The organism is Pseudomonas sp. Irchel s3b6 (assembly GCF_900187415.1).
GTDB lineage: Bacteria > Pseudomonadota > Gammaproteobacteria > Pseudomonadales > Pseudomonadaceae > Aquipseudomonas.
Map to the genome: position 1 here is coordinate 205,873 of NZ_FYDM01000007.1, position 23,836 is coordinate 229,708.

Consider the following 23,836-nt stretch of genomic DNA (forward strand, 5'->3'; position numbering starts at 1 on the left):
CAACGATGAAACAGAGTCTCCCAACAACCGGTTCCGTGTTGTCCCTGGCGCTCGCCTCGGGTTTTTCCACTGGCGCACTGGCTGCCGAGAGTGGCTTCATCGAAGACACCAGCGCCACCTTGCAGGCCCGCAATTACTACTTCAGCCGGGACTTCTCCGACATCGTCGGGGCTAACCCGCAATCGAAGGCCGAGGAGTGGGCGCAGGGCTTCATCCTCAACGTCAAGTCCGGGTACACCCAGGGCACCGTCGGGTTCGGCATGGATGTCATCGGCCTGCTGGGCCTCAAGCTCGACAGCAGCCCGGACCGGGTCAATACCGGCTTGCTGCCGGTGCAGGGTGACGGGCGTGCCGCCGATGACTACAGCCGCCTGGCCGGTGCGTTGAAAGTGCGTTACTCCAGGACCGAGTTGAAGGTTGGAGAGTTGCAGCCGAACCTGCCGGTACTGGTCTTCAGCGATATTCGCTTGCTGCCGCCCAGCTACCAGGGCGCCAGTATCAGCTCCAGCGAGATCAATGGCCTGACTGTGCAGGGTGGCCACTTGCGGTCGACCAGCCTGCGTAACGAAGCCGGCGACGAGAAGATGCAGGCCATGCTCGGCCATGTACCGCAGCGCCAGGTCAGCAGCGACGGCTTCAACTTTGCCGGTGCCGATTACGCCTTCAATGACAAGCGCAGTTCGCTCAGTGCCTGGTACGGGCAACTGGAGGACATCTACAACCAGCGCTTCCTCGGCCTCAAACACAGTGAGCCAGCGGGCGACTGGGTCCTGGGCGCGAACCTGGGCTATTTCGATTCGCGGGAAGACGGCCAGCAGTTGTTGGGCAACATCGACAACCAGGCGTTCTTCTCCCTGCTGTCGGCCAAGCGCGGCGGTCACACCTTTTATGTCGGCTACCAGGGCATGTTCGGCGACAGCGCCTTCCCCCGAGTGTTTGCCAATATCTCACCGCTGGGCAACGAGGTGCCGACCTATGAGTTTGCCTACACCGATGAGCGCTCCTGGCAGGCCCGTTACGACTACGACTTTGCCGCCCTCGGCATGCCGGGGTTGACCAGTACCGTGCGGTACATCAGCGGCAATAACGTCGATACTGGCAAGGGGTATGAGGGCAAGGACCGCGAGCGGGACCTGGATATTGGCTATGTGCTGCAGAGTGGCAGCCTCAAAGGCTTGGGGATACGCGTACGCAATGCCATGGCGCGTTCCAACTACCGCAGCGACATCGATGAAAACCGTCTGATCTTCAGTTACACCTGGACACTGCGCTGAGCCGGTGACTACAGGCCACTGGTGCAGTTGCCCATGACCTGATACGTCACGCGGTGAGTCTGGCCTTGGTGATCGACATAGACCATGGTGGCCGGTTCAACGTCGCAGGCCGTAGCGGTGGGCGTGATCGACACCACCCTGGCAATGTCCAGCGGCTGCGCCGGAGGGTAGGGCGTGGCGGCGGACTCAGTGCCGGCGGCCATCGCAGAGGTGGCGACAATCGTCAGCAACAGGCTGATCAGGGTTTTCATGGTGGGGTACTCCGTGTTGATTCCGATACCTGAAGTCTAATCTTCGCCCGTCATCGAAAAAGGGCTGAACACCTGATGCAGCCTTACATGAAACGTAACAGTCACGGCCCCCTGGAGGCTTATGGATTTGCTCAATAACTTGCGGGTGTTTGTTCGTGTCGTGGATTGCGGCAGCTTTACCGCCGCCGCCGATGTGCTCGACCTTTCTACCGCGCAAGTGTCCCGCCTGGTCGCGGATCTGGAGCAGCATGTACAGGCGCGCTTGCTGCAACGCACCACCCGGCGGTTGAGCCTGACGGAGGCCGGTGAGCGTTTCTTGCTACGCAGCCGGCAAATACTTGAGGAAATGGAGGAGGCCACGGCAGAGGCCCGTGGCGCTCACCTGAAACCCAGTGGCCGGCTGCGGGTGCACAGCATGAATGGCCTGGGCGTGTTGATCACGCCGTTGATCGCTCGATACTGTGAGCTGTACCCGGACGTGGTGTTCGAACTGACCCTGTCACAACGCAATCCCGACCCCCTGGAGGAAGGCTTTGACGTGGTGATTTCGATTGCCCTTGAACTGGCCGATTCGCAGTCGGTCGCCCAGCCTCTCGGGCAGATCTACAGCGTGCCCTGTGCCGCCCCGGCGTACCTGCAACGCCAAGGGGTGCCGCAGCATCCGCTGGCGTTGAACGATCACTGTTGCCTGCGCATGCTCGACCCCCTGTACAGCGATCAATGGCTGTTTCATGACGCGTCCGGCGAGCATGCCGCCAGCCCGGCCAAGACGTTCCAGTGCAACGTGGCCGAGTCGATGGTCAAGGCCTCCGAGTCGGGCATGGGGATCAGCCTGATTCCGTTTTATGCGGCGACGCGGCCGTTGAGCGACGGCAGCTTGTTGCGCCTGCTCCCGACCTATCGTCCCCGTGAGCGCAAGGTGTACGCGCTGTACCCGTCGCGGCGCTTTCTCGATGCCAAGGTCCGCACCTGGGTCGACTTCCTCAAGGTCGAGTTACCAAAGGTGTTCGCCGAGCACGACGGGGTGATCAATGACCCAAGGCACTGGGCCTGAGGTCGAAGGCAGCGCGAAGGGCGGTGTAGACTGACGGCCTGTTCCCGTTCCAAGGAGTCTGACGTGAAGGTCTGCACAGTGGGGTTGCCAGGTGTTGGGTGCGAGAGTGTCCAGCCATGATCGGTGCCGAGTTGCTGTCACCCGAAAGCCTCACGGTGGGCTGGTTGATCTACGTGCCCGTGCTGGTCTGGGCCGCGTTGCGAGCGCCCTGGGTCGAACTGTTCAGTGACAGTCGCCGCCAGCATTTGCTGTTCGGCACGGTGTTTGCGCTGTTCATGCTGTGGCTGGTGCGACGGGACTTCGAGACGGGCGTGTCCTATCACTTTATCGGCATGACCGCCGTGACCCTGCTACTCGATTGGCCGCTGGCGATAGTCGGTGGCCTGGTCGCCCAGTTGGGGCTGGTGCTGCTGGGGCGCCAGGATCTCGCGGCGCTCGGGGTCAATGGTGCCTTGCTGATTCTATTGCCGGTGCTGGTCACCGAAGGCTGCGCGATCCTGGTGGAGCGTGCCCAGCCGCGTAACCCCTTTGTGTACATCTTCTGCTCGGGTTTTTTTGCCGCCGCGCTCTCGGCCTTGCTCTGCCTGCTGGCAGCCCTGGGGCTGTTGTGGTTCGACGGGCGCTTTGCGATGCCGGAGTGGCTGGAGGATTTTGTCGGCTACCTGTGGCTGATCATCTTCCCCGAGGCCTTCATCAACGGCATGGTCGTCAGCGCGCTGGTGGTGTTCTGCCCCGAATGGCTGGAGACGTTCAACCGTACGCGTTACTTGTCGGCGCCGTGGAAGGACGACGACAAGCCTTGATCCTTATCAAGGGACTGGCGCGCAGGCGAACTTATGCTCCGGGAAATTCTCAGGAGTATCGGTATGAGTGTTTACGAGTGGGCGAGGCAAGAGCTGCGCAACAGTCTGGTATCGGCGCAGGAAGCCGGCTTTGAACCGGGTTTGAGCCTGCGCGCCTTGCTCAGTGCGGTGGTGCAGCAGAGCAAGGCGGTACGCAATGCCGAGGATCTGGCCGATGAGCTGCAGTTTCTCGCCGAGAACCTCGATGACGGTGAGGACTACAGCTTCATGCGGCCCTGATCCGCGGGATCAGTGGCGGGGTTCGAAGTCTTCGCTGAACAGATCGTCCTCGGCATCCGGGCTCACCGGGATCTTGTGTTCCTCCGAGGCCCAGGCACCCAGGTCGATCAGTTTGCAGCGGTCCGAACAAAATGGCCGGAAGGTGCTGGACGGGCTCCATTCAACCGGGGCACCGCAGGTTGGACAAACAACGACAGGGGGTTGGCTCATGACTGGCCTCCACGCAAAGTAAGGTAAAAGTTGTGCAGGCGTTCGACTTCGCTGTGCAGCCAGGCGAGGTCGCGGTCGTTGACCACCACATCGTCGGCGCGGCTGAGACGATCCCGGCGGCTGGACTGGGCCTTGAGGATTGCCTGGACCTGTTGTTCGCTGGTCTGGTCGCGCTGCAGGGTGCGTTCGATCTGCAACTGCTCCGGGGCATCGATCACCAGCACGCGCTGGGTCATGGCCGATTGCCCGGACTCGATCAGCAAGGGCGAGACCAGAATCGCATAAGGCGATTGGGCGCGGGCCAGGTGAGCGGCGATTTCCTGGGCAATCAGCGGGTGCAGCAGTTTCTCGAGCCAGCGGCGCTCATCCGGGATTTCGAAGATCAATTGACGCAGGGCGGCGCGATCCAGCTGGCCGTCGGCTTGCAGCACGCCAGCACCGAAGTGCTCGGCAATCTGCGCCAGCGCCGGGCGACCGGGTTCTACCACCCAGCGGGCGGCATGGTCGGCATCGACCGTGTGTATGCCCAGATCGATGAAGTGCCGGGCCGCGGCGCTTTTGCCGCTGCCGATGCCACCGGTCAGGCCGAGAATCCAGGGTTTTTCCACAGGGGTATTCATTTCAAACCGACAGACTGCCAATAGAAGTTAGTTATTTGACCACCCCAGAGCAAGGCAATCCAGCCGGCAATGACCAGATAAGGACCGAAGGGGATCGGCGTCGAGGTCTCGACCTGTTTCAAGCGCAACCAGATCACCCCCGCGACCGCGCCCACCAGCGACGACAACAGGATCGTCAGGGGCAGGATCTGCCAGCCACCCCAGGCGCCGAGCAGCGCCAGCAGCTTGAAGTCACCGTAGCCGATGCCTTCCTTGCCGGTGATCAGCTTGAACAGCCAATACACCGACCACAACGCCAGATAGCCCGCGACCGCGCCCCACAGGGCATCGTGCAGCGGCACGAACAGTCCGAACGCGTTGACGATCAACCCTAGCCACAACAAGGGCAGTACCAGCACGTCCGGCAGCAACTGATGATCGGCGTCGATCAGGCACAGCGCCAGCAACCCCCAGCTCAAGACCAGCACCATGACCGCCTGCCAGCCGAAGTCGAAGTGCCAGGCGATAAATCCCGACAGCACGCCACAGGCCAGTTCGGTCAAGGGATAACGGGCACTGATCGGGGCCTTGCAGCTTGAGCAGCGGCCGCGCAGGAGCAGATAGCTGAGCAGCGGAATGTTTTCCCAGGCGCGCAGTGGATGCTGGCAATGCGGGCAGTGCGAGTGCGGCAGCATCAGGTTGTAGGCGGGGCCCGGTGTTTCGCTGGGCAACTCCAGCACTTGTCGAGCCTGTTCCCGCCATTCGCGCTCGAGCATTTGCGGCAGGCGCCAGACCAGCACATTGAGAAAACTGCCGATCACCAGCCCGAGCAAGCAGGCGGTGGCGGCAAAGGCTGTAGGGTAATCGGCGAATAAGTCACTCAAGGGCATGTTCAAATCGCTGAGCCAAGTTGGAAGATGGGCAGGTACATGGCAACCACCAGCCCGCCGACGATAACGCCGAGCACCACCATGATGAAGGGTTCCATCAGGCTGGTCAGATTATCGACCAGCGAGTCGACTTCCGCTTCATAGTAGCTCGCGACGTTGTCGAGCATCTCCTCCAATGCTCCCGACTCTTCGCCAACAGCCGTCATCTGCACCGCCATGCCGGGAAACACGCCGCTGGTACGCATCGAGAAGTTCAACTGCATGCCGCTGGCGACATCCTGCCTGATGCGCAGCACCGCCCGTTTGAACACGCTGTTGCCGGTCGCGCCGGCCACGGCGTTCAGCGCCTCCACCAGTGGCACACCGGCGGCGAAGGTGGTCGACAGGGTACGGGCATAACGGGCTACCGAGGACTTGCGCACGAGCGTACCGACCAGGGGCAGCTTCAGCCATAGGCCGTCCAGCCAGTCGCGAAAACCGGGTGAGCGTCGATGGGCATGGCGCAGCCCCAGTACGCCGGCAATCAACCCTGACAGCAGCAGCCACCACCAGCGCTGCAGGAGTTCGGACAGGCCGATCACCATCAGGGTGAACCCCGGCAGTTGCGCGCCGAAACCGGCAAACACCGACTGGAATTGCGGTACCACGTTGATCAGCAGGATGGCACTGACGATCACTGCGACCAGGACCACGGCCAGCGGATAGGTCATGGCGTTCCTGATCCTGGCCTTGAGGCTCTCGCTCTTTTCCTTGTAGGTCGCGACCCGTTCCAGCAGCGTGTCGAGGGCGCCGGCCTGTTCGCCGGCGTCGACCAGGTTGCAATAGAGTTCGTCGAAACAGGCCGGCTGTTTGCGCAGTGCATTGGCGAAGCTGCTGCCGGCCGCGACGTCCTTTTTAAGTTCGCCCACCAGGGTGCGCATACCCGGGTGGTCGAAACCTTCGCCAATGATGTCGAACGACTGCAACACCGGCACCCCGGCCTTGATCATGGTCGCCATCTGCCGGGTGAAGACGGCAAGATCCTGCGCCTTGGGCCGCTGTGTGACGCTGAACAGCGAGATGGACTTCTTGCGTACCTTCCCCGGGACAATTCCCTGTTTACGCAACCGGGCCTTGATCAGGGCCGGGCTATGGCCGCTCAACTCGCCGGTGATGGTATGGCCTTTGCTGTCACGGCCTTCCCAGGTGTACACGCTGATCTTTGCTGCTTTGACCGCCATTGCTCAATCCTTGGTGACCGGGTTGATTGCTTCAAGGCGGGTGCCGCCTCCGGCTGTGCAGGCCTTGGGTTCGTAGATCCTGAAACGACGGATGCGTTCCCGTGGCGGCCTTCCTTGAGTTGGTCATTGATTCGCAAGCCTAGCCAACGGACGGCGAGGCGTGGGTGCTCTGAGGTGACAAATAGTGTCAGTTAGTGCGGTTTTTCAGAGCCGTTGAGCGGCAGCGGACGAGCGGGACCCCATCAAACACAGGGCGTAGGGGTTGGCATGTGCTGTGCTTCGACCAGCCCGGATCATGAGATTTCAGCTCATGCAGGGGGGCTAGATGTATGAAGCAACAAAACGGTTTTACCCTTATCGAATTGCTCGTCGTGGTAGCGATCATTGGCATCCTGGCGACCGTCGCCTTGCCGATGTACTCCAAGTATCAGGCGCGTACCAAGGTCACTGCCGGGCTGGCCGAGATTTCGGCACTGAAGGTGCCCTTTGAGGACGTGATCAACCAGGGCGATGACCCGACACTGGAGCGGCTCGGTGGTCGGGCCAGCACCAGTAACTGCGCCATCACCGCTTCAGGTACCGCATCCACTGGCGCTGGCAGTATCGGCTGCACGATTGTCAGTGCGCCGGGGGCGGTGCTGAGTAAAACCATCACCCTGTCGCGTACGCAAGACGGTGGCTGGACCTGCGTGACCACGGTTGGGTCGGACTATTCACCTAAAGGCTGTACCGCCAGCGACACCTGAGTGCCTGAGCGTTTTTCGAGATGCCTTGCCTGAAATGACGAGGCATTTTTGAAGGGGCGATGGGAACATGAGACTTCGACGGGTTCATGGTCTTGGTCCTGCGATAAAACCGGCAACTTGCATGTCGAGAATACCCGGGTCATGCAAATTGCATGATTTCGGGGGTGTTGGATTTTTTGTAACTAATTGATTTATAAGGTTTTAACTGTTGATCAGGCGTTGGCACAACCTTCGCACTATCCTTGTTAACCCTGCTGGGAATGCACACAGCAGACTTTCTGGTTAACAGGAGTTACTCGTATGAAGAAGTTCGCTATCGCTGCTGCAACGGCTACCGCTCTGACCCTGACCATGGCCAACGCTGCTTTTGCGCAGACCACTCAAACCACCCAGTCACCCATGACGCTGGCGGCCGGAGAGATGGATAAAGCTGCCGAAGCTACTTCCGATACCTGGATCACGACCAAAGTCAAAAGCGATCTGATCACCGAGAAAGGCATTCCGGGCACCGACATCAAAGTCGAAACCAACAAGGGGGTCGTGTCATTGTCCTCGACTGTCGCACTCACCGCCGCCCAGAAAACCACCGCGGTGAACATCACCAAGAGCATCAAGGGCGTCATGGCCGTATCGGCTGACGGCCTGAAAACCCAGTAACAGGCAAGGCTTCTCGCCTGGACCGAGAGAAGACGCGACAAGCGGGCCGAGCCATACGCTTGTCGCAACTCTCAGCCCACAGGCTGTGCTCATTACAGGCCCCGGCATGCATGTCGGGGCCTGTTCTTTTGGGGAGGGGCACTGAGCCGGTGCCCTTACTCGGCGTCCAGATGCATCGGTGTGATGACCCGGCCATCGCTCTGGGCCTGACCCAGGTTGGCATCAATGAAGTACACCCGGTCATCGGCCAGTTGGCCTTTGTCCACCAGGTAGTCCTTGATGCTGCTGGCGCGGTCCTGGCCCAGTTGGCGCAAGAGCACGTCGCTGGAAGCCCAGAAGTTGATCACCCCTTCACGCATTTTCGCCGCACGCTCTTCCTTGCCCAGATCCTTCCATTCGGCCGGTGGCTGGGTTTTCAGACGGATGCGGTAAATGCCTTCCAGCAGTGGCGTTTTTTCACTCTCGGGGACTTCCAGCAATGAGGCCTGGGCGGGCACTTTGTCGCCGCGACGCTGGAGTATTTTGTAGTAAGTGTACTGGTACTCGCGCTCCAGTCGTTGCTCGGCAATCAATGGGCCGTCGCTGCTTTGTGCGGCGGTGCCTTCGATTTCCAAGCGCAGGGCCGGGCGTTCCTTGAGTGCGCTGGCCAGTTTGACCAGTGCGCCTTCGGCGTCTTTGCTCAGCTCGCTGGAACCTGGTGCGAACGAAACGGTGCCCAGGTCCTCGGAACCGCCACCGGCAACCAGCCCGCCGATGAGCTTGAAGGGGGCTGCGGCGGCCTTCACGATCAGGTTGCGCAGGGTTTGCCAGACAATCGGCATCACGCTGAATTGTGGGTTGTTCAGGTCGCCGGTGACTGGAAGTTCGATGGAGATCTTGCCGTCGACATCCTTGAGCAGGGCGACCGCCAGTTTCAGCGGCAGGCTCACGGCGTCCGGGCTGTCGACTTTCTCACCCAGTTCCAGCTGTTCGACCACCACTTTGTTCTCTGCCTTGAGCTGGCCCTTGGTGATCAGGTAATGCAGGTCGAGGTTGAGCCGGCCCTTGCGGATCCGGTAGCCGGCGAATTTGCCGGAGTAGGGCGTCAGGGTGGTCAGTTCGACCCGTTTGAAACTGGTGGCAATATCCAGTGCCGCCATCGGGTCGAACGGGTTGACGCTACCCTTGATGGTCACCGGGGCGTAGCGGTCCACCTTGCCTTTGACGTCAACGCTGGCAGGTTTGGCCTGGCGACTGTCGATGGTGCCGATCTGGCCGTTGAGTTGCTGGATGGCGGTGGCGAAGTTGGGCGTCAGGCTGAAGTCGGCGAAGTTGGCCGAGCCGTCGTTGATCGCAATGCCGCCGATGTGGATGCCCAGCGGCTTGTCCTTGCTCGCGGCGGGTTTCGCCGCGCCGGTCTTGGCGCCGCTGTCGGCCGGTTGCGGGATCAGCAGGTCATCGATGTTGGTGGTGCGGTCTTCGTTGATCATGAAGCGCGCATAGGGTTGCTGCAGGTTGATCCGGTCGATCGACAGGCTGTCGCCATGCTGGTAGTTCAGACCTTCGACCATGACTTTCTGCCATTTGAGAAAGTCGCGGGACTTCAAGGTGTCGAGGGTGTGCAACTGATCGACCTGGGCCTTGCCGGTGACGTTGAACGCCAGGGGCTCAGTGCTTTTCAGGTTGACGGCCAGGTCGCTGCCGAGCATCCCGGAACGCAGTTCCAGGAGAATGAACGGGTTGATGTAGGACTGGGCGACACGCAGGTCGATGTCCTGGGTCTTGACCTTGAGCTGAGCGCTGATGGGCGCCAGGTTGACCTCGCCCTCAGCCATCAGCTTGCCTTGCTTGCCCAGGCCGGTGTCGAGCTTGAGGGTAAAGGGCGAGCCATTGAGGCTATCGAAGTTCTTCAGGTCCAGGTTCAGCGGGCCCAGTTCCAGCGCGACCGCAGGTGTTGCCTGGCGATCGGCCAGATGCACCTGATAGTTGCGCAACTCAACATCCTTGAGCAGCACCTGCCAGGGTTTGCTCGGCGCGACAGGCTCCGGTGTTGCTGCGGGTGCCGGTGCGTCGACGGTCGCCGGAGCGCTGCTGGCCTGGGCTTTTACCGCAGGCTTGGCCGGTTGACTGGCAAAGAGTTTCTGCCAGTCGAGTTGGCCATCGGCTTCGCGGGCGGCCCAGGTTTCGAGTTTCTGGCTGCGGATCTTGCCAACGACCACTTGCTGTTTGGCCAGGTCGACGGTGGTTTCACTGACGTCCAGGCGCTCCAGGCGCACCAGCGGTCGACCATCCGGAGTCTTCATGGCAAAGGGGGCGACATTGACCGAGGCATTGCTCAGCAGCAACTCGGTTTCCTTGGCCAGGTTGAGCGTGTAGTCGGTGCTCAGGCTGAGGACGCCGTCTTCAAGGACCAGCGGCAGCGCATCTCGGACATAGGGCCAGAAGGACTTCATCTTGCCGTCGGTGATTTTCAGGTTGCCTTGCGAGGCGATGGGCACCAGGCTGATGTTGCCGGTCCACTCCACCTTGCCCCCCGCCGGGCCGATGGCAACCAGATTCATGTCGGCGTTGTCGTCGGGCAGGGTACTGAGGTGTTTGAGCTCGAAATCAAGTTTGTCGTAGATGAACTCGATCGGCTCGCTGGGGCGCAGATCCTGGAAGTGCACATAGCCGCGGTTCAGGTCGATGCGGTCGATGCGCAGCGGAAAAGGCTGGGCATCCGGGTCGGCGGGTGTCGGCTCACTGACCGGCAACTTGAACAGTTGGGTGAGGTTCAGGCCGCCGTCCTTGCTGAACAGGAGCGCGGTCTTCGGCTTGTCCAGTTGCACGTCAGCCAGGTGCACAGCGCGGGTCCAGAGGCTGTCGAGTTGCAGGTCGGCGTACAAACGCTCGAACCCGACTTGCTCGTTGCCGGGTTCCCCGATGTTCAAGCCCCACACGGTCAGCTCAAGGCTGAAGGGGTTGAGTTCGATCCGCTGGATGCTCGCGGGCACCGTTGCGTAGTGGGCCAATTGCTGATTGGCGACCCGCAGGGCGATGCCCGGCAAAATCAGAAAACCCAGCAAGCTGTAGAGGGCCAGAGCAGTCAACAAGGCGCCGATGGCGCGAATCAATCCTTTGGGCATGTGTGGCTTCATCTGTCTGAATCGGAAGTGCCTTGGAGTATGGCATGCGACTCTGGTTCCAAAGCAATGACCTTGATCAGCAATGTTCAGATTTTGCCGGGGATTTCACAGCTGCAAAATCAGGGTCTTGAGCGGTGGTTGCTGGTCCATTGATGGAAAGTCGCTACCCGGTGTCAGCACCTTCCAGTCGCGCACGGGGCGCCCGGCTTTTTCCGCGCAGCGCAGCACCTGCTCGCGCCAATCGTCCATGCTGACTTTTGCCAGGTTGTTGCAGCAGATCAGCACACCATCTTCGGCCGTGGCCAGCAAGGCCGGTTTGAGCAGGCTCTGATAGTCGCGCAGCAGGTCAACCGTGCCGAATGCGCTTTTGGCCCATGCCGGCGGGTCGAGCAGCACCAGGTCATATTGGCGTTGCTCCAGGCGCGGGTAGCTGGGCAGCTTTTGCCCGCGCCGCTGGCTGATGGGCAAGCCGGCGAGCTGGCGGATGGCTGGAAAGTAGTCGGACTGCACGAACTGCATGGTGGGCAGTTGCGGATTGAGCAGGCCGTTCTCACGGCCGACCGCCAGATTACCCTCGGCGAAATCCAGGTTGCACACTTCACGCGCACCGCCGGCCGCGGCGCTCAGGCCAACGCCGCAGGTGTAGGCAAACAGGTTCAGTACGCTTTTGCCGGCACTGTGTTCCTTGACCCAGCCACGGGCGTTGCGCAGGTCGAGAAACAACAGAGGGTCCTGCCCGGCATGGCGGCCGCGAACTCGGTAGTTCAGACCCCATTCGTGGCCGATCTGGTCGGCAAGGGCGGCTTCGTCGGCACGATAAACCGTGTCTTCACGGTCGATCCGCGAGTTGCCCCGGGAACGGTCGTTATAGACCAGCAGCAAGTCGAGGCCCAGGTGTTGATTGATGGCTTCGTGCAGTTGCAACAGCGTTTCGCGCTCCAGCGACTGGTGAAAACTTTGCACCAGCAGTTGCGGGCCGTAACGGTCGATGGTCAGGCCGCCAGCGCCTTCCTGGCTGCCATGGAACAGGCGGTAGCAGTCCGTGCCTTGCGCGTGCAGTTCGGCGAGCAAGTCTTGGCGATGATCGAGGGCGGCGCGCAGCGCCTGATTCAAGGAAGACATGCGAAGCGCCTTGCTGGGGAATTTGGCGCGAGAGTTTAACAGCTTGGACGCTGAAGCACTTGTCGCTGATCGTTCCCCTGTGGCGAGGGAGCTTGCTCCCGTTCGGGCGAGCAGCGCCCGTAAAATCTACGGCCGGGATCGATCTGAAAGTACCCCGGCTGATGGGTCAAGGGCTCAGCCTGACAGGCCCATTCTCCGCCTGGCCCGTTGTATCGAACCGTTGCGCACGGCCCAGCGCAGCATCGGCGCGCTGCGGTTGACGCTGGCGCGTATCAGCTTGCGCTGGATGGGGCTCTGACTGACACCCAGCATGGTACTGGCCCAATCAGGCAGCAGGTCGATCCCGGCCTGCATCATCAGCCCGCCAAAGGGCTTGGCCAGACGGCTGGGGGACGGGGCGTTCAACAGCAGGCGCAACACCTCGCGGCTGCGTTCATCGCACAATAACTGCGGGCGGATTCGTTCAAGGTAGTCGGCGACATCTCGGCGCGAGCGCGGTACATCGCGGGCGCCCAGACGCTCGGCGACCAAGGCGATTTCAGCGTAGTAGCGGTCCTGATCAGCGGGTGCAAGGTGTGGATTGCGATAACGCAAATGGGCGGCGAGGAAGTTGCTGACCTCGGCCACATGCACCCAGGTCAGCAGGTCGGGATCGCTGGCGGCGTAGGGTCGGCCATCGGGCGCGGTGCCGGTCACTTGCAGGTGAATGGTACGGACTTTCTCGATCAGCCAGTCGGCGTCCTGTCGCGAGCCGAAGGTGGTGCCGGAGATGAATTGCCCGGTGCGGCGCAGGCGTCCGAGCATGTCCTCGCGAAAGTTCGAGTGATCCCAGACGCCGGCCAGGGCCAATGGGTGCAGGGCCTGCTGCATCAAGGCACTGATGCCGCCGATGAGCATGCTGCTGAAGTCGCCGTGTACCTGCCAGCTGACCGAGTCGGGACCGAAGAGGCCGGGGTCGCCCTTGGGGTTCTCCAGGTCGAGTTTGCCCAGGGAAAGACCGCTCAGGCTCATGATCTGGGTTTCGATGCGGGTGCGAATGAATTCCATGGCGACTCAGTGATAGAAAGAAGGCGCGACCATTGCTGGCCGCGCGTGGATTACGGGTTCAGGCGCTTGTCGATCAATCCCTCGACCACGCTTGGATCGGCCAGGGTCGAGGTGTCGCCGAGGCTGTCGAGTTCATTGCAGGCGATCTTGCGCAGGATACGCCGCATGATCTTGCCCGAGCGGGTTTTCGGCAAGGCTGGCGCCCACTGGATCAGGTCCGGTTTGGCGAAACTGCCGATTTCCTTGCTGACGTAGGCCAGCAGTTCTTTTTTCAGGGCCTCGTCCGGTTCGGTGCCGTTCATCGGGGTGACGAAGGCATAGATGCCCTGGCCTTTGACATCGTGGGGGTAACCGACCACCGCGGCTTCGGCGATGCTGTCGTGCAGCACCAGCGCGCTTTCGACCTCGGCCGTGCCGATGCGGTGGCCGGAAACGTTGATCACGTCATCGATGCGTCCGGTGATCCAGTAATCGCCATCCTCGTCGCGGCGGGCACCGTCGCCGGTGAAATAGTAGCCGGGGTAAGGTTTGAAGTAGGTATCGACCATCCGTTGCGGGTCACCATAGACGCTGCGGATCTGAGCCGGCCAGCTGGATTTCAACGCCAGCACGCCGCTGCCGGGGCCGCTGATTTCCTTGCCTTGCTCGTCGAGCAGCACCGGTTGCACGCCGAACATCGGCTGGGTCGCGCAGCCGGGTTTGATCCGCTGTGTGCTGACCAAGGGGCTGAGCATGATGCCGCCGGTTTCGGTCTGCCACCAGGTATCGACGATCGGACAACGCTGCTCGCCCACCGCATTGAAGTACCACTCCCAGGCTTCCGGGTTGATCGGCTCACCGACGGTGCCGAGCAGTCTGAGGCTGGCGCGGGAAGTTTCTTTCAACGGCTCAGGGCCTTCACGCATCAATGCGCGCAGGGCGGTCGGGGCGGTGTAGAAGATGTTCACTTTGTGCTTGTCGATGACTTGCCAGAAGCGCGAGGTACTCGGGTAGCTCGGCACGCCTTCGAAGATCAACGTGGTGGCACCGTTGGCCAGCGGGCCGTAGACGATGTAGCTGTGCCCCGTGACCCAGCCAACGTCGGCGGTGCACCAGAACACTTCACCGTCGCGGTAGTCGAGCACGTACTTGAACGTCATCGCCGCTTGCAGCAGGTAACCACCGGTGGTGTGCAGCACTCCCTTGGGTTTGCCGGTGCTGCCGGAGGTGTAGAGGATGAACAGCGGGTCTTCGGCGTCCATCGGCTCGGGCGGGCAATGGCCGCTGACATCGCGCAGCGCCTGGTGATACCAGAGGTCGCGCCCCTCGACCCAATTGACCTCGCGCTGGGTGCGTTCAACCACGATGACGGTGCTGACCGCCGGGCAACTGAGCAGGGCGTTATCGACGTTCTGTTTGAGCGGTACATATTTACCGCCACGCACCCCTTCGTCAGCGGTAATCACGGTGCGGCAATCGGCATCAAGGATCCGGTCGCGCAGGGAGTCGGGAGAAAACCCGCCGAAGACGACTGAATGTACCGCGCCAATGCGCGCGCAGGCGAGCATGGCATAGGCGGCCTCCGGGATCATCGGCATGTAGATGCACACCCGGTCGCCTTTCTTCACGCCACGGCTTTTCAGCACGTTGGCCAGGCGGCAAACGCAGTGATGCAGTTTCTGGTAGGTGATATGCACCGATTCGGCCGGATCGTCGCCTTCCCAGATGATCGCGGTCTGTTCGCTGCGTTTGGCCAGGTGGCGGTCAATGCAGTTGTAGCTGACGTTAAGCTGGCCGCCGGCGAACCACTGGGCCTTGCCGGTCCTGATGTCTGATTGCTGAACGGTTTGCCAGGGGCTGGTCCAGTCGAGGAAGCGCCTGGCCTGTTCGGCCCAGAAGGTGTCGGGTTGCTCGATGGATTGGCGGTACAGGCGCTGATAGTCGTCCTGACTCAGCTGTGCAGCCCGGCGGACGGCATCGGCGATGGGGAAGGTGCTGATATCGAACATGACGGCTCCTTATTCTTGTTTTGCGACAAGGAATAAAGATGCGCCGAGTGACTATCGGGTTCAAGTTGTACATGGATCCAGTGTGGGAGCGAGCAGGCGGAACGCCGCCCGGCTCTCTCCCACAGGGTTCGGCGCTGGATCAGCCGCGGTGACGACCACGGAAGTAGTTGATCAGGCCTTGGGTGGACGCATCATCGGCAGGCGCTTCGTCGCTGCCCACCAGACGGTTGTAGACGCCTTTACCCAGTTCTTTGCCCAATTCCACGCCCCACTGGTCAAAGGCATTGATGCCCCAGACCACGCTTTGCACAAACACCTTGTGCTCATACAGGGCCACCAGCGCACCCAGGCGGCGCGGGCTGATGCGCTCAAGCACCAGGGTGTTGCTCGGACGGTTGCCCGGGATCACCTTGTGTGCGGCCAGTTTCTGCACGTCGGCGTCGCTCATGCCCTTGTCACGCAGTTCTGCTTCGGCCTCGCTGCGGGTTTTGCCCAGCATCAGGGCCTGGCTTTGCGACAGGCAGTTGGCATACAGCCACTGGTGGTGGTCGGACACCGGGTTGAAGCTGACGATAGGCACAATGAAGTCAGCCGGGATCAACTGGGTGCCCTGGTGCAGCAACTGGTGATAGGCGTGCTGGCCGTTGCAGCCCACGCCACCCCAGATCACCGGACCGGTATCGGTGGAGACCGGTGTGCCGTCCTGGCGCACGCTCTTGCCGTTGGATTCCATGTCCAGTTGCTGCAAGTGCTTGGTGATGTTGCGCAGGTAGTGGTCGTACGGCAGGATCGCGTGACTTTGCGCGCCCCAGAAATTGCCGTACCACACACCCAGCAAGGCCATCAGCACCGGCATGTTCTGTTCGAACGGAGCCGTCTGGAAGTGCTGGTCCATGGTGTAGGCGCCGGACAGCAGTTCCTTGAAGTTGGACATGCCAATGGCCAGGGCAATCGGCAGGCCGATGGCCGACCACAGCGAGTAACGCCCGCCGACCCAGTCCCACATCGGGAAGATGTTCTCTTCGCGGATACCGAAGGCCACGGCGGCGGCGTTGTTGCTCGATACGGCGATGAAGTGGCGATACAGCTCGGCTTCCGAGCCACCCTGAGCCAGGTACCAGGCACGTGCGGCCTGGGCGTTTTTCAGGGTTTCGAGGGTATTGAAAGACTTTGAGGAAACAATGAACAGCGTGGTCTCGGCCCGCAGCTTCAGGGTCAGCTCGTGGAATTCACTGCCGTCGATGTTCGCCAGGTAGTGGCAGCGCACGCCTTTCTGGGCGTAGGACAGCAGCGCTTCGGAGACCAGTTCGGGGCCGAGGAACGAGCCACCGATGCCGATGTTCACCACGTCGGTGATCGGCTTCTCGGTGTAGCCACGCCACAGACCGTCATGAATGCGGCCGACCAGATCGGTGATCTGGTTCAGTACCTTGTGCACGTCCGGCATCACGTTGACGCCGTTGACCGACAACTTGTCGCCCACCGGGCGACGCAGGGCGGTGTGCAGGGCCGGACGGCCTTCGGAGGCGTTGACGATCTCGCCGCTGAACAATGCCTTGATCGCGTCCTGCAGGCCTACTTCGTTCGCCAGGCCCACCAGCAGGTTGCGCGTTTCGGCGGTGATCAGGTTTTTCGAATAATCCAGAAACAATCCACAGCTGCTGAGGGTGAATTGCGTGAAGCGCTGCGGATCGGCATTGAACGCTTCGCGCATGCTGAAATCCTGCATGGCCTGGCGGTGATCATTCAGCGCCTGCCAGGCTGGCAGAGCGGTAACGTCTTGAGGAGTGCGGTAATACGCCATCGCTGCGGGTTTCCTTTTACTTGAACTGCCTTTAGGACACTGAAAAACCCGGAATGTGCTGTCCGAAGGCAGGCATTGTCCGGTCAAACTGCGAATAAACGATTAAATAGTGCAGGGCGCTAACAGTAAACCTTGGCGCAAGATCTGTCTTGGCGTTGTCCGACCCGCGACCGGTACCATTTTGTACCGGCGTATCGGAGTGTCGGACGGATTTTCTGTGTGCAGAGTACGGGGGAGGGTTCAGGCGACCTGGACCGGGATGGCGTTGCTGGTGTGGCTCAGTTCATTGCCTGGCGCCATGTAGAGCATGCGTGGCTTGAAATCCAGCAGCTCGGCTTCGCTGTAATGCGCGTAGGCGCAGATGATCACCCGGTCGCCGACCTTGGCCTTGTGCGCCGCGGCACCGTTGACCGAGATCATGCGCGAGCCTTCTTCGCCACGAATGGCGTAGGTGGTGAAGCGCTCGCCGTTGTCGACGTTGTAGATCTGGATCTGTTCGTATTCACGGATCCCGGACAAGTCCAGCCACTCGCCGTCGATGGCGCAAGAGCCTTCGTAGTCGAGCACAGCGTGGGTAACTTCGGCGCGATGGAGCTTGGCCTTGAGCATGATGGCGTGCATGAGTGATTCCTTGGGCTGATCCGAACGGCGGGCAGTTTGCCCGAAGCCTTTGCGGCCGGCAATACAGCGGGTGCGTTGTGCCAGGAGGGCGCGCGGCCCCCTTGGCACGGGTACATCCCACCGTTGTCTTGCCGTGTTCAGGCAGGTAAGTCGAGGTTCAGGTGCAGGTTGTCGATCAGTCGGGTGGTGCCCAGGAAGGCGGCCACCAGAATGACCAGGTCGCGATCCTGCGCCGTGGCCGGACGCAGGGTCAGCCCATGGCGGATTTCCAGGTAGTCAGGGCGCAAACCGGCGGCCTGCAACTGCTCGACTTTCCCGGCCAGCAGTGCCGGGTAATCCCGTTCACCGTGCTTGATGGCCTCGGCGATTTCACTCAGCGTGCGATACACCACGGGCGCGACGGTACGTTGCTCTTGGCTGAGGAAGCCATTGCGCGAAGACAGCGCCAAGCCATCGGCGGCCCGTACGGTCGGTTCGCCGATGATCTGGATCGGCATGTTCAGGTCATGAACCAGGGCACGAATCACCGCCAGCTGCTGGTAGTCTTTCTGACCGAAGACCGCCAGGTCCGGCTGGACCATGTTGAACAGTTTGCTGACCACGGTCGCCACGCCTTCGAAATGCCCGGGACGGCTGGCGCCGCACAGGCCTTCAGCCAGCTGTGGAACGCTGACGCGGGTCTGGCCGGCCATGCCGTCTGGGTACATTTCTTCGACGCTTGGCGCGAACAGCAGGTGGCAGCCAGCCTGGAGCAGTTGCTCCTGGTCGGCGGCGAGGGTTCGCGGGTACTTGTCGAGGTCTTCGCCAGCGCCGAACTGCAGCGGGTTGACGAAAATGCTCGCCACCACGAAATCCACCCGCTGGGCGGCCTTGGTCACCAGTGCAACGTGGCCGCTGTGCAGGTTGCCCATGGTTGGCACGAAGCCGATGCGTTTGCCTTCGCTGCGGGCGCGGGCTACGGCGGCACGCAGTTCGCGTACGGTCTTGACGGTGTTCATGCCGAGAATCCGTGTTCAGCGCCCGGGAAGGTCGCGGCTTTGACTTCGCTGACGTAGGCGCTCAGGGCCGCCTGGATGCTGTTCTGGCCTGCCATGAAGTTTTTCACGAACTTGGGCGCGCGACCGGTGAGCGACAAGCCCAGCATGTCGTGCAGGACCAGGACCTGGCCGTCGGTGGCGTTGCCGGCACCGATGCCGATCACGGGGATCTTCACGGCCTGGGTGATTTCTGCGGCCAGCTCGCTCGGTACGCATTCGAGCAGCAGCATCGCCGCGCCGGCCTGTTCCAGCGCGATGGCGTCGGCACGCATCTGCCGTGCCTGGTTTTCATTGCGGCCCTGGACTTTATAGCCGCCCAGAATGTTCACCGACTGTGGGGTCAGCCCCATGTGGGCACAGACTGGAATACCGCGTTCGGCCAGCAGGCGAATCGAGTCGGCCAGCCACAACGCGCCTTCGACTTTGACCATGTGCGCGCCGGCCTGCATCAACAGGGCGCTGTTGACCATGGCTTGCTCATTGGTGGCATAGGCCATGAACGGCAGGTCCGCGAGGATCAAGGCATCGGTGTTACCGCGCTTGACTGCCGCGACGTGGTACGCCATTTCGGCGGTGGTCACGGGCAGGGTGCTGTCATGTCCCTGCAATACCATGCCGAGGGAGTCGCCCACCAGTAACACGTCAACGCCGGCTTCATTGCAGGCGTGAGCGAAGGTAGCGTCATAGCAGGTCAGCATGCTGATCTTTTCACCTTTCTGCTTGAGGCTCTGCAGGGTGGTGAGGGTAATAGCTGGCATGTAAAGGATCCTCATTCAGGCGCTTGGAAAACTACTGCGAGTAACGCGCGTGATTCTTCATTTACTCAGGCGCACGGTCTTTTGTCGTGCTTGAAAAGCCTGGATGGCGCCCTTTAGTGCCGTGTTGGCGGCAGCGGGACGCCTATAGTCGTGAGGAGAACTCGGGAAGTCAATTGGATGTGTTACCGCAAGGTTACTGCCTGGGTGTTACCGGCGTTACTGATGCGATTCAGCAGAAACCGTCGCAGTACCCTCGGCCTGTAGGGGCAGTGCTCCTACAGACTGGAGGTGCGCTCCAGCCCGACGAACGGGCAGGCCGCCAGCAGGTCGCGTAACAGACGGCCATCTGCCAGTTGCAGATCGGCGGGCGCCAGTTCGGCCAGCGGGTAGAGGACAAAGGCCCGTTCCTGCAGGTGGTAATGGGGCACCTTGAGGCGTGGTTCGTCGATCAGGCGATCGCCGAACAGCAGAATATCCAGGTCCAGCGTGCGCGGCCCCCAGCGTTCGAGGCGCTCGCGGCCCTGATCGTTTTCGATGGCTTGCAGCGCGTCGAGCAGTTCAAGCGGCGCCAGCAGGCTGTCCAGCGCGGCTACCGCGTTGGTATAGCGCGGTTGGCCAGGCAGCAAGGAGTCACTCTGATAGAAGGTCGAGACCCCGGCCAGCGTTGTCCGGGGCAATTGCGCCAGCGCTTCAACAGCGCTGCGCAACTGTTCAGCGGGGGCTGCGAGGTTGCTGCCCATGCCTATGTAGATGCGTTCCATCGACTTACTCGCCTGACGAGTTAGTGCTACCTGCGGCACGTTTGCGCTTGGCGCCACCGCTGCGGCGACGTTTGCGCGGTGCACCGCTGGCGCCCTCGTCCTTGCCGCTGAGGTCGCGAATCATGTCGCGACGCTCACTCTCGTTGGCGTCCTGATAGTCCGTCCACCACTCGCCCAGGCCGTCGGTCGGCTCGCCGGCGCTTTCGCGCAGCAGCAGGAAGTCGTAGCCGGCGCGGAAGCGCGGATTGTCCAGCAGCAGATCGGCGCGTTTGCCGCTGCGACGTGGCAAGCGTTCCTGCATGTCCCAGATCTCGCGGATCGGCAGGGTGAAGCGCTTGGGAATCGCAATACGCTGGCACTGCTCGCTGATCAGTTCGTGGGCGGCTTCCTGCATCGCCGGAATCGGCGGCATGCCACGGTCCTGCAGGCGCAGTACGCGGGCTGGCAGGGCTGGCCACAGGAGGGCGGCGAACAGGAAGGCAGGGGTCACCGGCTTGTTCTGCTTGATCCGCAGGTCGGTGTTGATCAGCGCTTCACTGATCAGGGTGTGGGTATAGGTCGGATTGTGTTCCAGTGCTTCGGCGCTGGCCGGGAACAAGGGATCGAACAATTGCAGGTCGACCAGCATCTCGAAGGTATCGGCCGCATGCCCCGAGAGGAACAACTTCAATACTTCTTCGAACAAGCGGGCCGACGGGATCTCGCGCAACATCGGTGCCAGGCCGCGGATCGGCAGGGCGCTGTGCTTCTCGATGCCGAAGTCGAGCTTGGCGGCAAAGCGCACGGCTCGCAGCATGCGCACCGGGTCTTCCTGGTAGCGCTGGGTCGGGTCGCCGATCAGGCGGATCAGGCGGTTGCGGATGTCGTGTACGCCGTTGGCGTAATCGAGAATGCGCTCGCTGACCGGGTCGTAATACAGGGCATTGATGGTGAAGTCGCGGCGTTGCGCGTCTTCTTCCAGGGTGCCGTATACGTTGTCGCGCAGAATGCGCCCGCTTTCGTTACGCGAGGACTGGTTGCTGTCTTCCTCTTCGTCGTTTTGCGGGTGATTGGCGCGGAAGGTCGCGACCTCGATGATTTCGCGGCCAAAGTGGATGTGCACCAGCTTGAAGCGGCGGCCAATGATCCGTGCGTTGCGAAACTCGGCGCGGACCTGTTCCGGCGTGGCGCTGGTGGCGACGTCGAAATCCTTGGGGGTGATGTTGAGCAGCATGTCGCGCACGCAGCCGCCGACCAGATAAGCCTGGTACCCGGCGTTCTGCAAGCGTTCGACGATGTTCACCGCATAACGGCTGAACTGGGCCTTTTGCAGCGAATGTTGGCCGCTGTTGAGGACTTCAGGCGTGCTACGAATGTGTTGCGTACGACGCAAGGGAGAACGGAATGACTGGAACAGCTTCTTCAGCATGGGATGCACTGTTTGAAGGAATGTTCGGCCATAACGAAGAATGACCGCATGATGGGCGGGGATTCTAGCATTTAGTCGAGGGATGGTGTAGGACACAGCAGATATGAGCTGCAGGCTATGGCGACAAAGGTAAAACGCAGGGGGGGAAGGGGGGTGAATCGCGGACGCTACAGAAACCACAGAAACCACAAGGGGAGCCGAAGCTCCCCAAGAAGTAGTTGCGTGCTCTATTTTTATTATTGGTTTCGGGCTTCTTGTTTTTGTGTCGCGCCCTTGTCATGAGGTTTTCCCTTCATGACCCTCCCAATCGGGAGCCAAGAGCAAACGGATTGCTTTGATCGCTGTGTTGCAATGATCGATGTGATCCAACCAGTTCAGGCTCTGCCTTAGGGCAGTTTTTGTTGTTCTCGGCCTGGTTGTGGGGCAAGCCCCAAATACAACGCCTCTCCAAAAGAATCAGTTAGCTACGCCTCTCGCCGTCTTGTTTTTATTGTGCGTGAGTCGATTCGTCTTATTTTTATTGTCTTGTGCATTGCTTGTTATTGTTCTTGTACCAGACATATAGCAGGAGCCGTGCCAACTTTTGTGATCCCCAGCAAAACAAGGGGTTAGGAGGGTTTTGCGCATTGTTTCAGGCAAAAAAAAACCGGGGCTTCGTTACCGTAAGCCCCGGCTTCTGTTACGAAAAAAGCTGCGGTAACAGTTTTTTCACATGTTCAGGTGTTACTTGCACATTCGACAGGTGACATTCAGCTCTCGCTGGCTACACCGGTCTTGCGCCGTGGGATACCCAGGCGCTGGCGACGTTCCCACAGGCATTTACGGCTGACCCCGAGTTTGCGAGCCAGCTCGGTTTCGGTCATGTGGTCCTGGTGTTCGAGCACGAAGTGCTGGAAGTAGTCTTCCAGCGACAGGTCTTCGGTGGGTTCGTGACTGGTGTTGGTGGCACTGCCCTGTTGCGGTGCCAATCCGATGAATTCGTCTTCTTCCAGGTCACCGAGCTCGATGTCGATGCCCAGCAGCTCGGCAGAAATCTCCGGGCTTTCACACAGAATCACCGCACGCTCGACAGCGTTCTCCAGTTCGCGCACGTTACCTGGCCAGCTGTAGTGACGAATCGCCTGCTCGGCGTCGGGTGCGAACTTCAGGTCGCTGCGATTGACCCGTGCGCTTTGGCGCGCGAGGAAGGCATTGGCGATTTCGTTGACGTCGGCGCCGCGCTCACGCAAGGCCGGCAGTTTCAGGGCGATTACGTGGAGACGGTAATACAGGTCTTCACGGAACTGGCCGATCTTGGCCAGGCTCTTGAGGTCGCGGTGCGTCGCCGCGATCAGGCGGACGTCGACCTTCTGCGATTGAACCGAACCGACGCGGCGGATCTCGCCTTCCTGCAGTACGCGCAGCAAGCGAGCCTGGGCTTCCAGTGGCAATTCGCCGATCTCGTCGAGGAACAGGGTGCCACCGTCCGCGGCTTCCACCAGGCCTGCGCGACCGGCGCTGGCACCGGTAAAGGCGCCTTTCTCGTGGCCGAACAGTTCGGACTCGATCAGGCTTTCCGGAATGGCCGCGCAGTTCACCGAAATCATCGGTGCCTTGGCGCGCCTGGACAAGTTGTGCAGGGCGCGGGCGACCAGCTCCTTGCCGGTACCGGATTCACCCTGGATCAGCACATTGGAGTCCGTCGGCGCCACTTTGCGGATTTTGCCGTACAGGTCCTGCATGGGCGGGCAGGAACCGATGATGCCGATCTCGCCGTTGCTGGCGTCGACCCCGGGCTTGTCGCTGCCATTGACCGCTTTGCCAGCCGGGCGTTCACCGGTCGTGATCTGGGCGGTTTGTCGGTCACGCAGAATGCGTGCGACGGCCTGGAGCATTTCGTCGTGGTCGAAAGGCTTGGCGATGTAGTCCACCGCGCCCATCTTCATCGAGTCGACCGCCGAGCGCAGGCTGGCGTAGCTGGTCATGATCAGCACCGGCGTGCCCTGGCCCAGCTTGATCAGCTCGGTGCCCGGTGCGCCCGGCAGGCGCAGGTCACTGACAATCAGGTCGAACGTGGGAATGCTGAAGCGTTCTTGTGCTTCCTGCACTGAACCGGCTTCGCTGACCTGGTACTGGTTACGTTCCAGCAGGCGGCGCAAGGCGGAGCGGATAATGGTTTCGTCTTCGACGATCAAAATGTGCGGCATTGATTCGATTCTCTCGA

22 protein-coding genes are annotated in these 23,836 nt (G+C 61.2%); 6 read left to right on the forward strand and 16 right to left on the reverse strand.

The window, feature by feature from the left end:
• Positions 1 to 5 precede the first annotated feature (5 nt).
• The gene (locus CKW07_RS14450; protein ID WP_095145496.1) at positions 6 to 1,274 is read left to right on the forward strand and encodes an OprD family porin; all 1,269 of its coding nucleotides are present in this window, start codon (positions 6 to 8) and stop codon (positions 1,272 to 1,274) included.
• 8 nt (positions 1,275 to 1,282) lie between these two features.
• Here CKW07_RS14450 and CKW07_RS14455 read toward each other — a convergent pair whose 3' ends face one another.
• Positions 1,283 to 1,525: a DUF2790 domain-containing protein gene (locus tag CKW07_RS14455; protein WP_095145497.1), complete on the reverse strand. Its 243-nt coding sequence runs from the start codon at positions 1,523 to 1,525 to the stop codon at positions 1,283 to 1,285.
• Between the two features lie 121 nt (positions 1,526 to 1,646).
• Here CKW07_RS14455 and CKW07_RS14460 point away from each other — a divergent pair, with 121 nt between their 5' ends.
• The 3 genes from CKW07_RS14460 (at position 1,647) to CKW07_RS14470 (ending at position 3,661) form a co-directional block, all read left to right on the forward strand.
• A complete protein-coding gene (locus tag CKW07_RS14460; protein WP_095145498.1) occupies positions 1,647 to 2,579 on the forward strand; it encodes a LysR family transcriptional regulator in 933 nt (310 codons plus the stop codon).
• A 116-nt stretch (positions 2,580 to 2,695) separates the two neighbouring features.
• Positions 2,696 to 3,382: an energy-coupling factor ABC transporter permease gene (locus CKW07_RS14465; protein ID WP_095145499.1), complete on the forward strand. Its 687-nt coding sequence runs from the start codon at positions 2,696 to 2,698 to the stop codon at positions 3,380 to 3,382.
• A 63-nt stretch (positions 3,383 to 3,445) separates the two neighbouring features.
• Positions 3,446 to 3,661 (forward strand): hypothetical protein, encoded by a 216-nt coding sequence (locus tag CKW07_RS14470; protein WP_095145500.1) that lies wholly within the window; start codon positions 3,446 to 3,448, stop codon positions 3,659 to 3,661.
• Positions 3,662 to 3,670: 9 nt separating this feature from the next.
• Here the strand turns inward: CKW07_RS14470 and yacG are convergent, their stop codons facing one another.
• Genes yacG through CKW07_RS14490 form a run of 4 tightly spaced genes read right to left on the reverse strand, consistent with a single transcriptional unit; the run spans position 3,671 to position 6,580 of the window.
• Positions 3,671 to 3,871, reverse strand: coding sequence for a DNA gyrase inhibitor YacG (yacG, locus tag CKW07_RS14475; protein ID WP_095080809.1), 201 nt, complete (start codon positions 3,869 to 3,871; stop codon positions 3,671 to 3,673).
• Positions 3,868 to 4,491 carry a dephospho-CoA kinase gene (coaE, locus tag CKW07_RS14480; RefSeq protein ID WP_095145501.1) on the reverse strand — a complete coding sequence of 208 codons (624 nt, stop codon included), beginning with the start codon at positions 4,489 to 4,491 and terminating at the stop codon, positions 3,868 to 3,870. Before coaE ends, yacG begins: the two co-directional genes overlap by 4 nt.
• Entirely contained in the window at positions 4,488 to 5,360 is an 873-nt protein-coding gene (locus CKW07_RS14485; RefSeq protein ID WP_095145502.1) for an A24 family peptidase, read from the reverse strand. The genes coaE and CKW07_RS14485 overlap by 4 nt, the downstream gene beginning before the upstream one ends.
• 2 nt (positions 5,361 to 5,362) lie before the next feature.
• Complete coding sequence (locus CKW07_RS14490; RefSeq protein ID WP_095145503.1) at positions 5,363 to 6,580, reverse strand: type II secretion system F family protein; 1,218 nt, start codon at positions 6,578 to 6,580, stop codon at positions 5,363 to 5,365.
• Positions 6,581 to 6,909: 329 nt separating this feature from the next.
• On the opposite strand from CKW07_RS14490, the gene CKW07_RS14495 reads away from it, so the two are divergent.
• Together CKW07_RS14495 and CKW07_RS14500 are read left to right on the forward strand one after the other, a co-directional pair.
• The gene (locus CKW07_RS14495; protein WP_095145504.1) at positions 6,910 to 7,326 is read left to right on the forward strand and encodes a pilin; all 417 of its coding nucleotides are present in this window, start codon (positions 6,910 to 6,912) and stop codon (positions 7,324 to 7,326) included.
• Positions 7,327 to 7,626: 300 nt separating this feature from the next.
• Entirely contained in the window at positions 7,627 to 7,983 is a 357-nt protein-coding gene (locus CKW07_RS14500; RefSeq protein ID WP_095080816.1) for a BON domain-containing protein, read from the forward strand.
• A gap of 155 nt (positions 7,984 to 8,138) precedes the next feature.
• On the opposite strand, the gene CKW07_RS14505 is transcribed toward CKW07_RS14500, so the two are convergent.
• From CKW07_RS14505 to CKW07_RS14555, 11 genes are all read right to left on the reverse strand, one after another.
• Positions 8,139 to 11,099: a DUF748 domain-containing protein gene (locus CKW07_RS14505; protein WP_095145505.1), complete on the reverse strand. Its 2,961-nt coding sequence runs from the start codon at positions 11,097 to 11,099 to the stop codon at positions 8,139 to 8,141.
• A gap of 93 nt (positions 11,100 to 11,192) precedes the next feature.
• Complete coding sequence (locus CKW07_RS14510) at positions 11,193 to 12,209, reverse strand: class I SAM-dependent rRNA methyltransferase (RefSeq protein ID WP_095145506.1); 1,017 nt, start codon at positions 12,207 to 12,209, stop codon at positions 11,193 to 11,195.
• Between the two features lie 174 nt (positions 12,210 to 12,383).
• Positions 12,384 to 13,256 (reverse strand): oxygenase MpaB family protein, encoded by an 873-nt coding sequence (locus CKW07_RS14515; protein ID WP_095145507.1) that lies wholly within the window; start codon positions 13,254 to 13,256, stop codon positions 12,384 to 12,386.
• 50 nt (positions 13,257 to 13,306) lie between these two features.
• A complete protein-coding gene (acs, locus tag CKW07_RS14520) occupies positions 13,307 to 15,244 on the reverse strand; it encodes an acetate--CoA ligase (RefSeq protein ID WP_095145508.1) in 1,938 nt (645 codons plus the stop codon).
• 139 nt (positions 15,245 to 15,383) lie between these two features.
• Complete coding sequence (pgi, locus tag CKW07_RS14525) at positions 15,384 to 17,048, reverse strand: glucose-6-phosphate isomerase (protein WP_095145509.1); 1,665 nt, start codon at positions 17,046 to 17,048, stop codon at positions 15,384 to 15,386.
• Between the two features lie 240 nt (positions 17,049 to 17,288).
• Positions 17,289 to 17,669, reverse strand: coding sequence for an aspartate 1-decarboxylase (gene panD / locus CKW07_RS14530; RefSeq protein WP_095145510.1), 381 nt, complete (start codon positions 17,667 to 17,669; stop codon positions 17,289 to 17,291).
• A 137-nt stretch (positions 17,670 to 17,806) separates the two neighbouring features.
• The gene (panC, locus tag CKW07_RS14535; RefSeq protein WP_095145511.1) at positions 17,807 to 18,667 is read right to left on the reverse strand and encodes a pantoate--beta-alanine ligase; all 861 of its coding nucleotides are present in this window, start codon (positions 18,665 to 18,667) and stop codon (positions 17,807 to 17,809) included.
• The gene (gene panB / locus CKW07_RS14540; RefSeq protein WP_095145512.1) at positions 18,664 to 19,464 is read right to left on the reverse strand and encodes a 3-methyl-2-oxobutanoate hydroxymethyltransferase; all 801 of its coding nucleotides are present in this window, start codon (positions 19,462 to 19,464) and stop codon (positions 18,664 to 18,666) included. Before panB ends, panC begins: the two co-directional genes overlap by 4 nt.
• A 275-nt stretch (positions 19,465 to 19,739) precedes the next feature.
• Positions 19,740 to 20,225: a 2-amino-4-hydroxy-6-hydroxymethyldihydropteridine diphosphokinase gene (gene folK / locus CKW07_RS14545; protein ID WP_095145513.1), complete on the reverse strand. Its 486-nt coding sequence runs from the start codon at positions 20,223 to 20,225 to the stop codon at positions 19,740 to 19,742.
• 4 nt (positions 20,226 to 20,229) lie between these two features.
• Positions 20,230 to 21,633: a polynucleotide adenylyltransferase PcnB gene (locus CKW07_RS14550; protein WP_095145514.1), complete on the reverse strand. Its 1,404-nt coding sequence runs from the start codon at positions 21,631 to 21,633 to the stop codon at positions 20,230 to 20,232.
• Between the two features lie 749 nt (positions 21,634 to 22,382).
• On the reverse strand, positions 22,383 to 23,819 hold the full coding sequence (locus CKW07_RS14555; protein WP_095145515.1) for a sigma-54 dependent transcriptional regulator: 1,437 nt from the start codon (positions 23,817 to 23,819) through the stop codon (positions 22,383 to 22,385).
• Between the last annotated feature and the right edge of the window lie 17 nt (positions 23,820 to 23,836).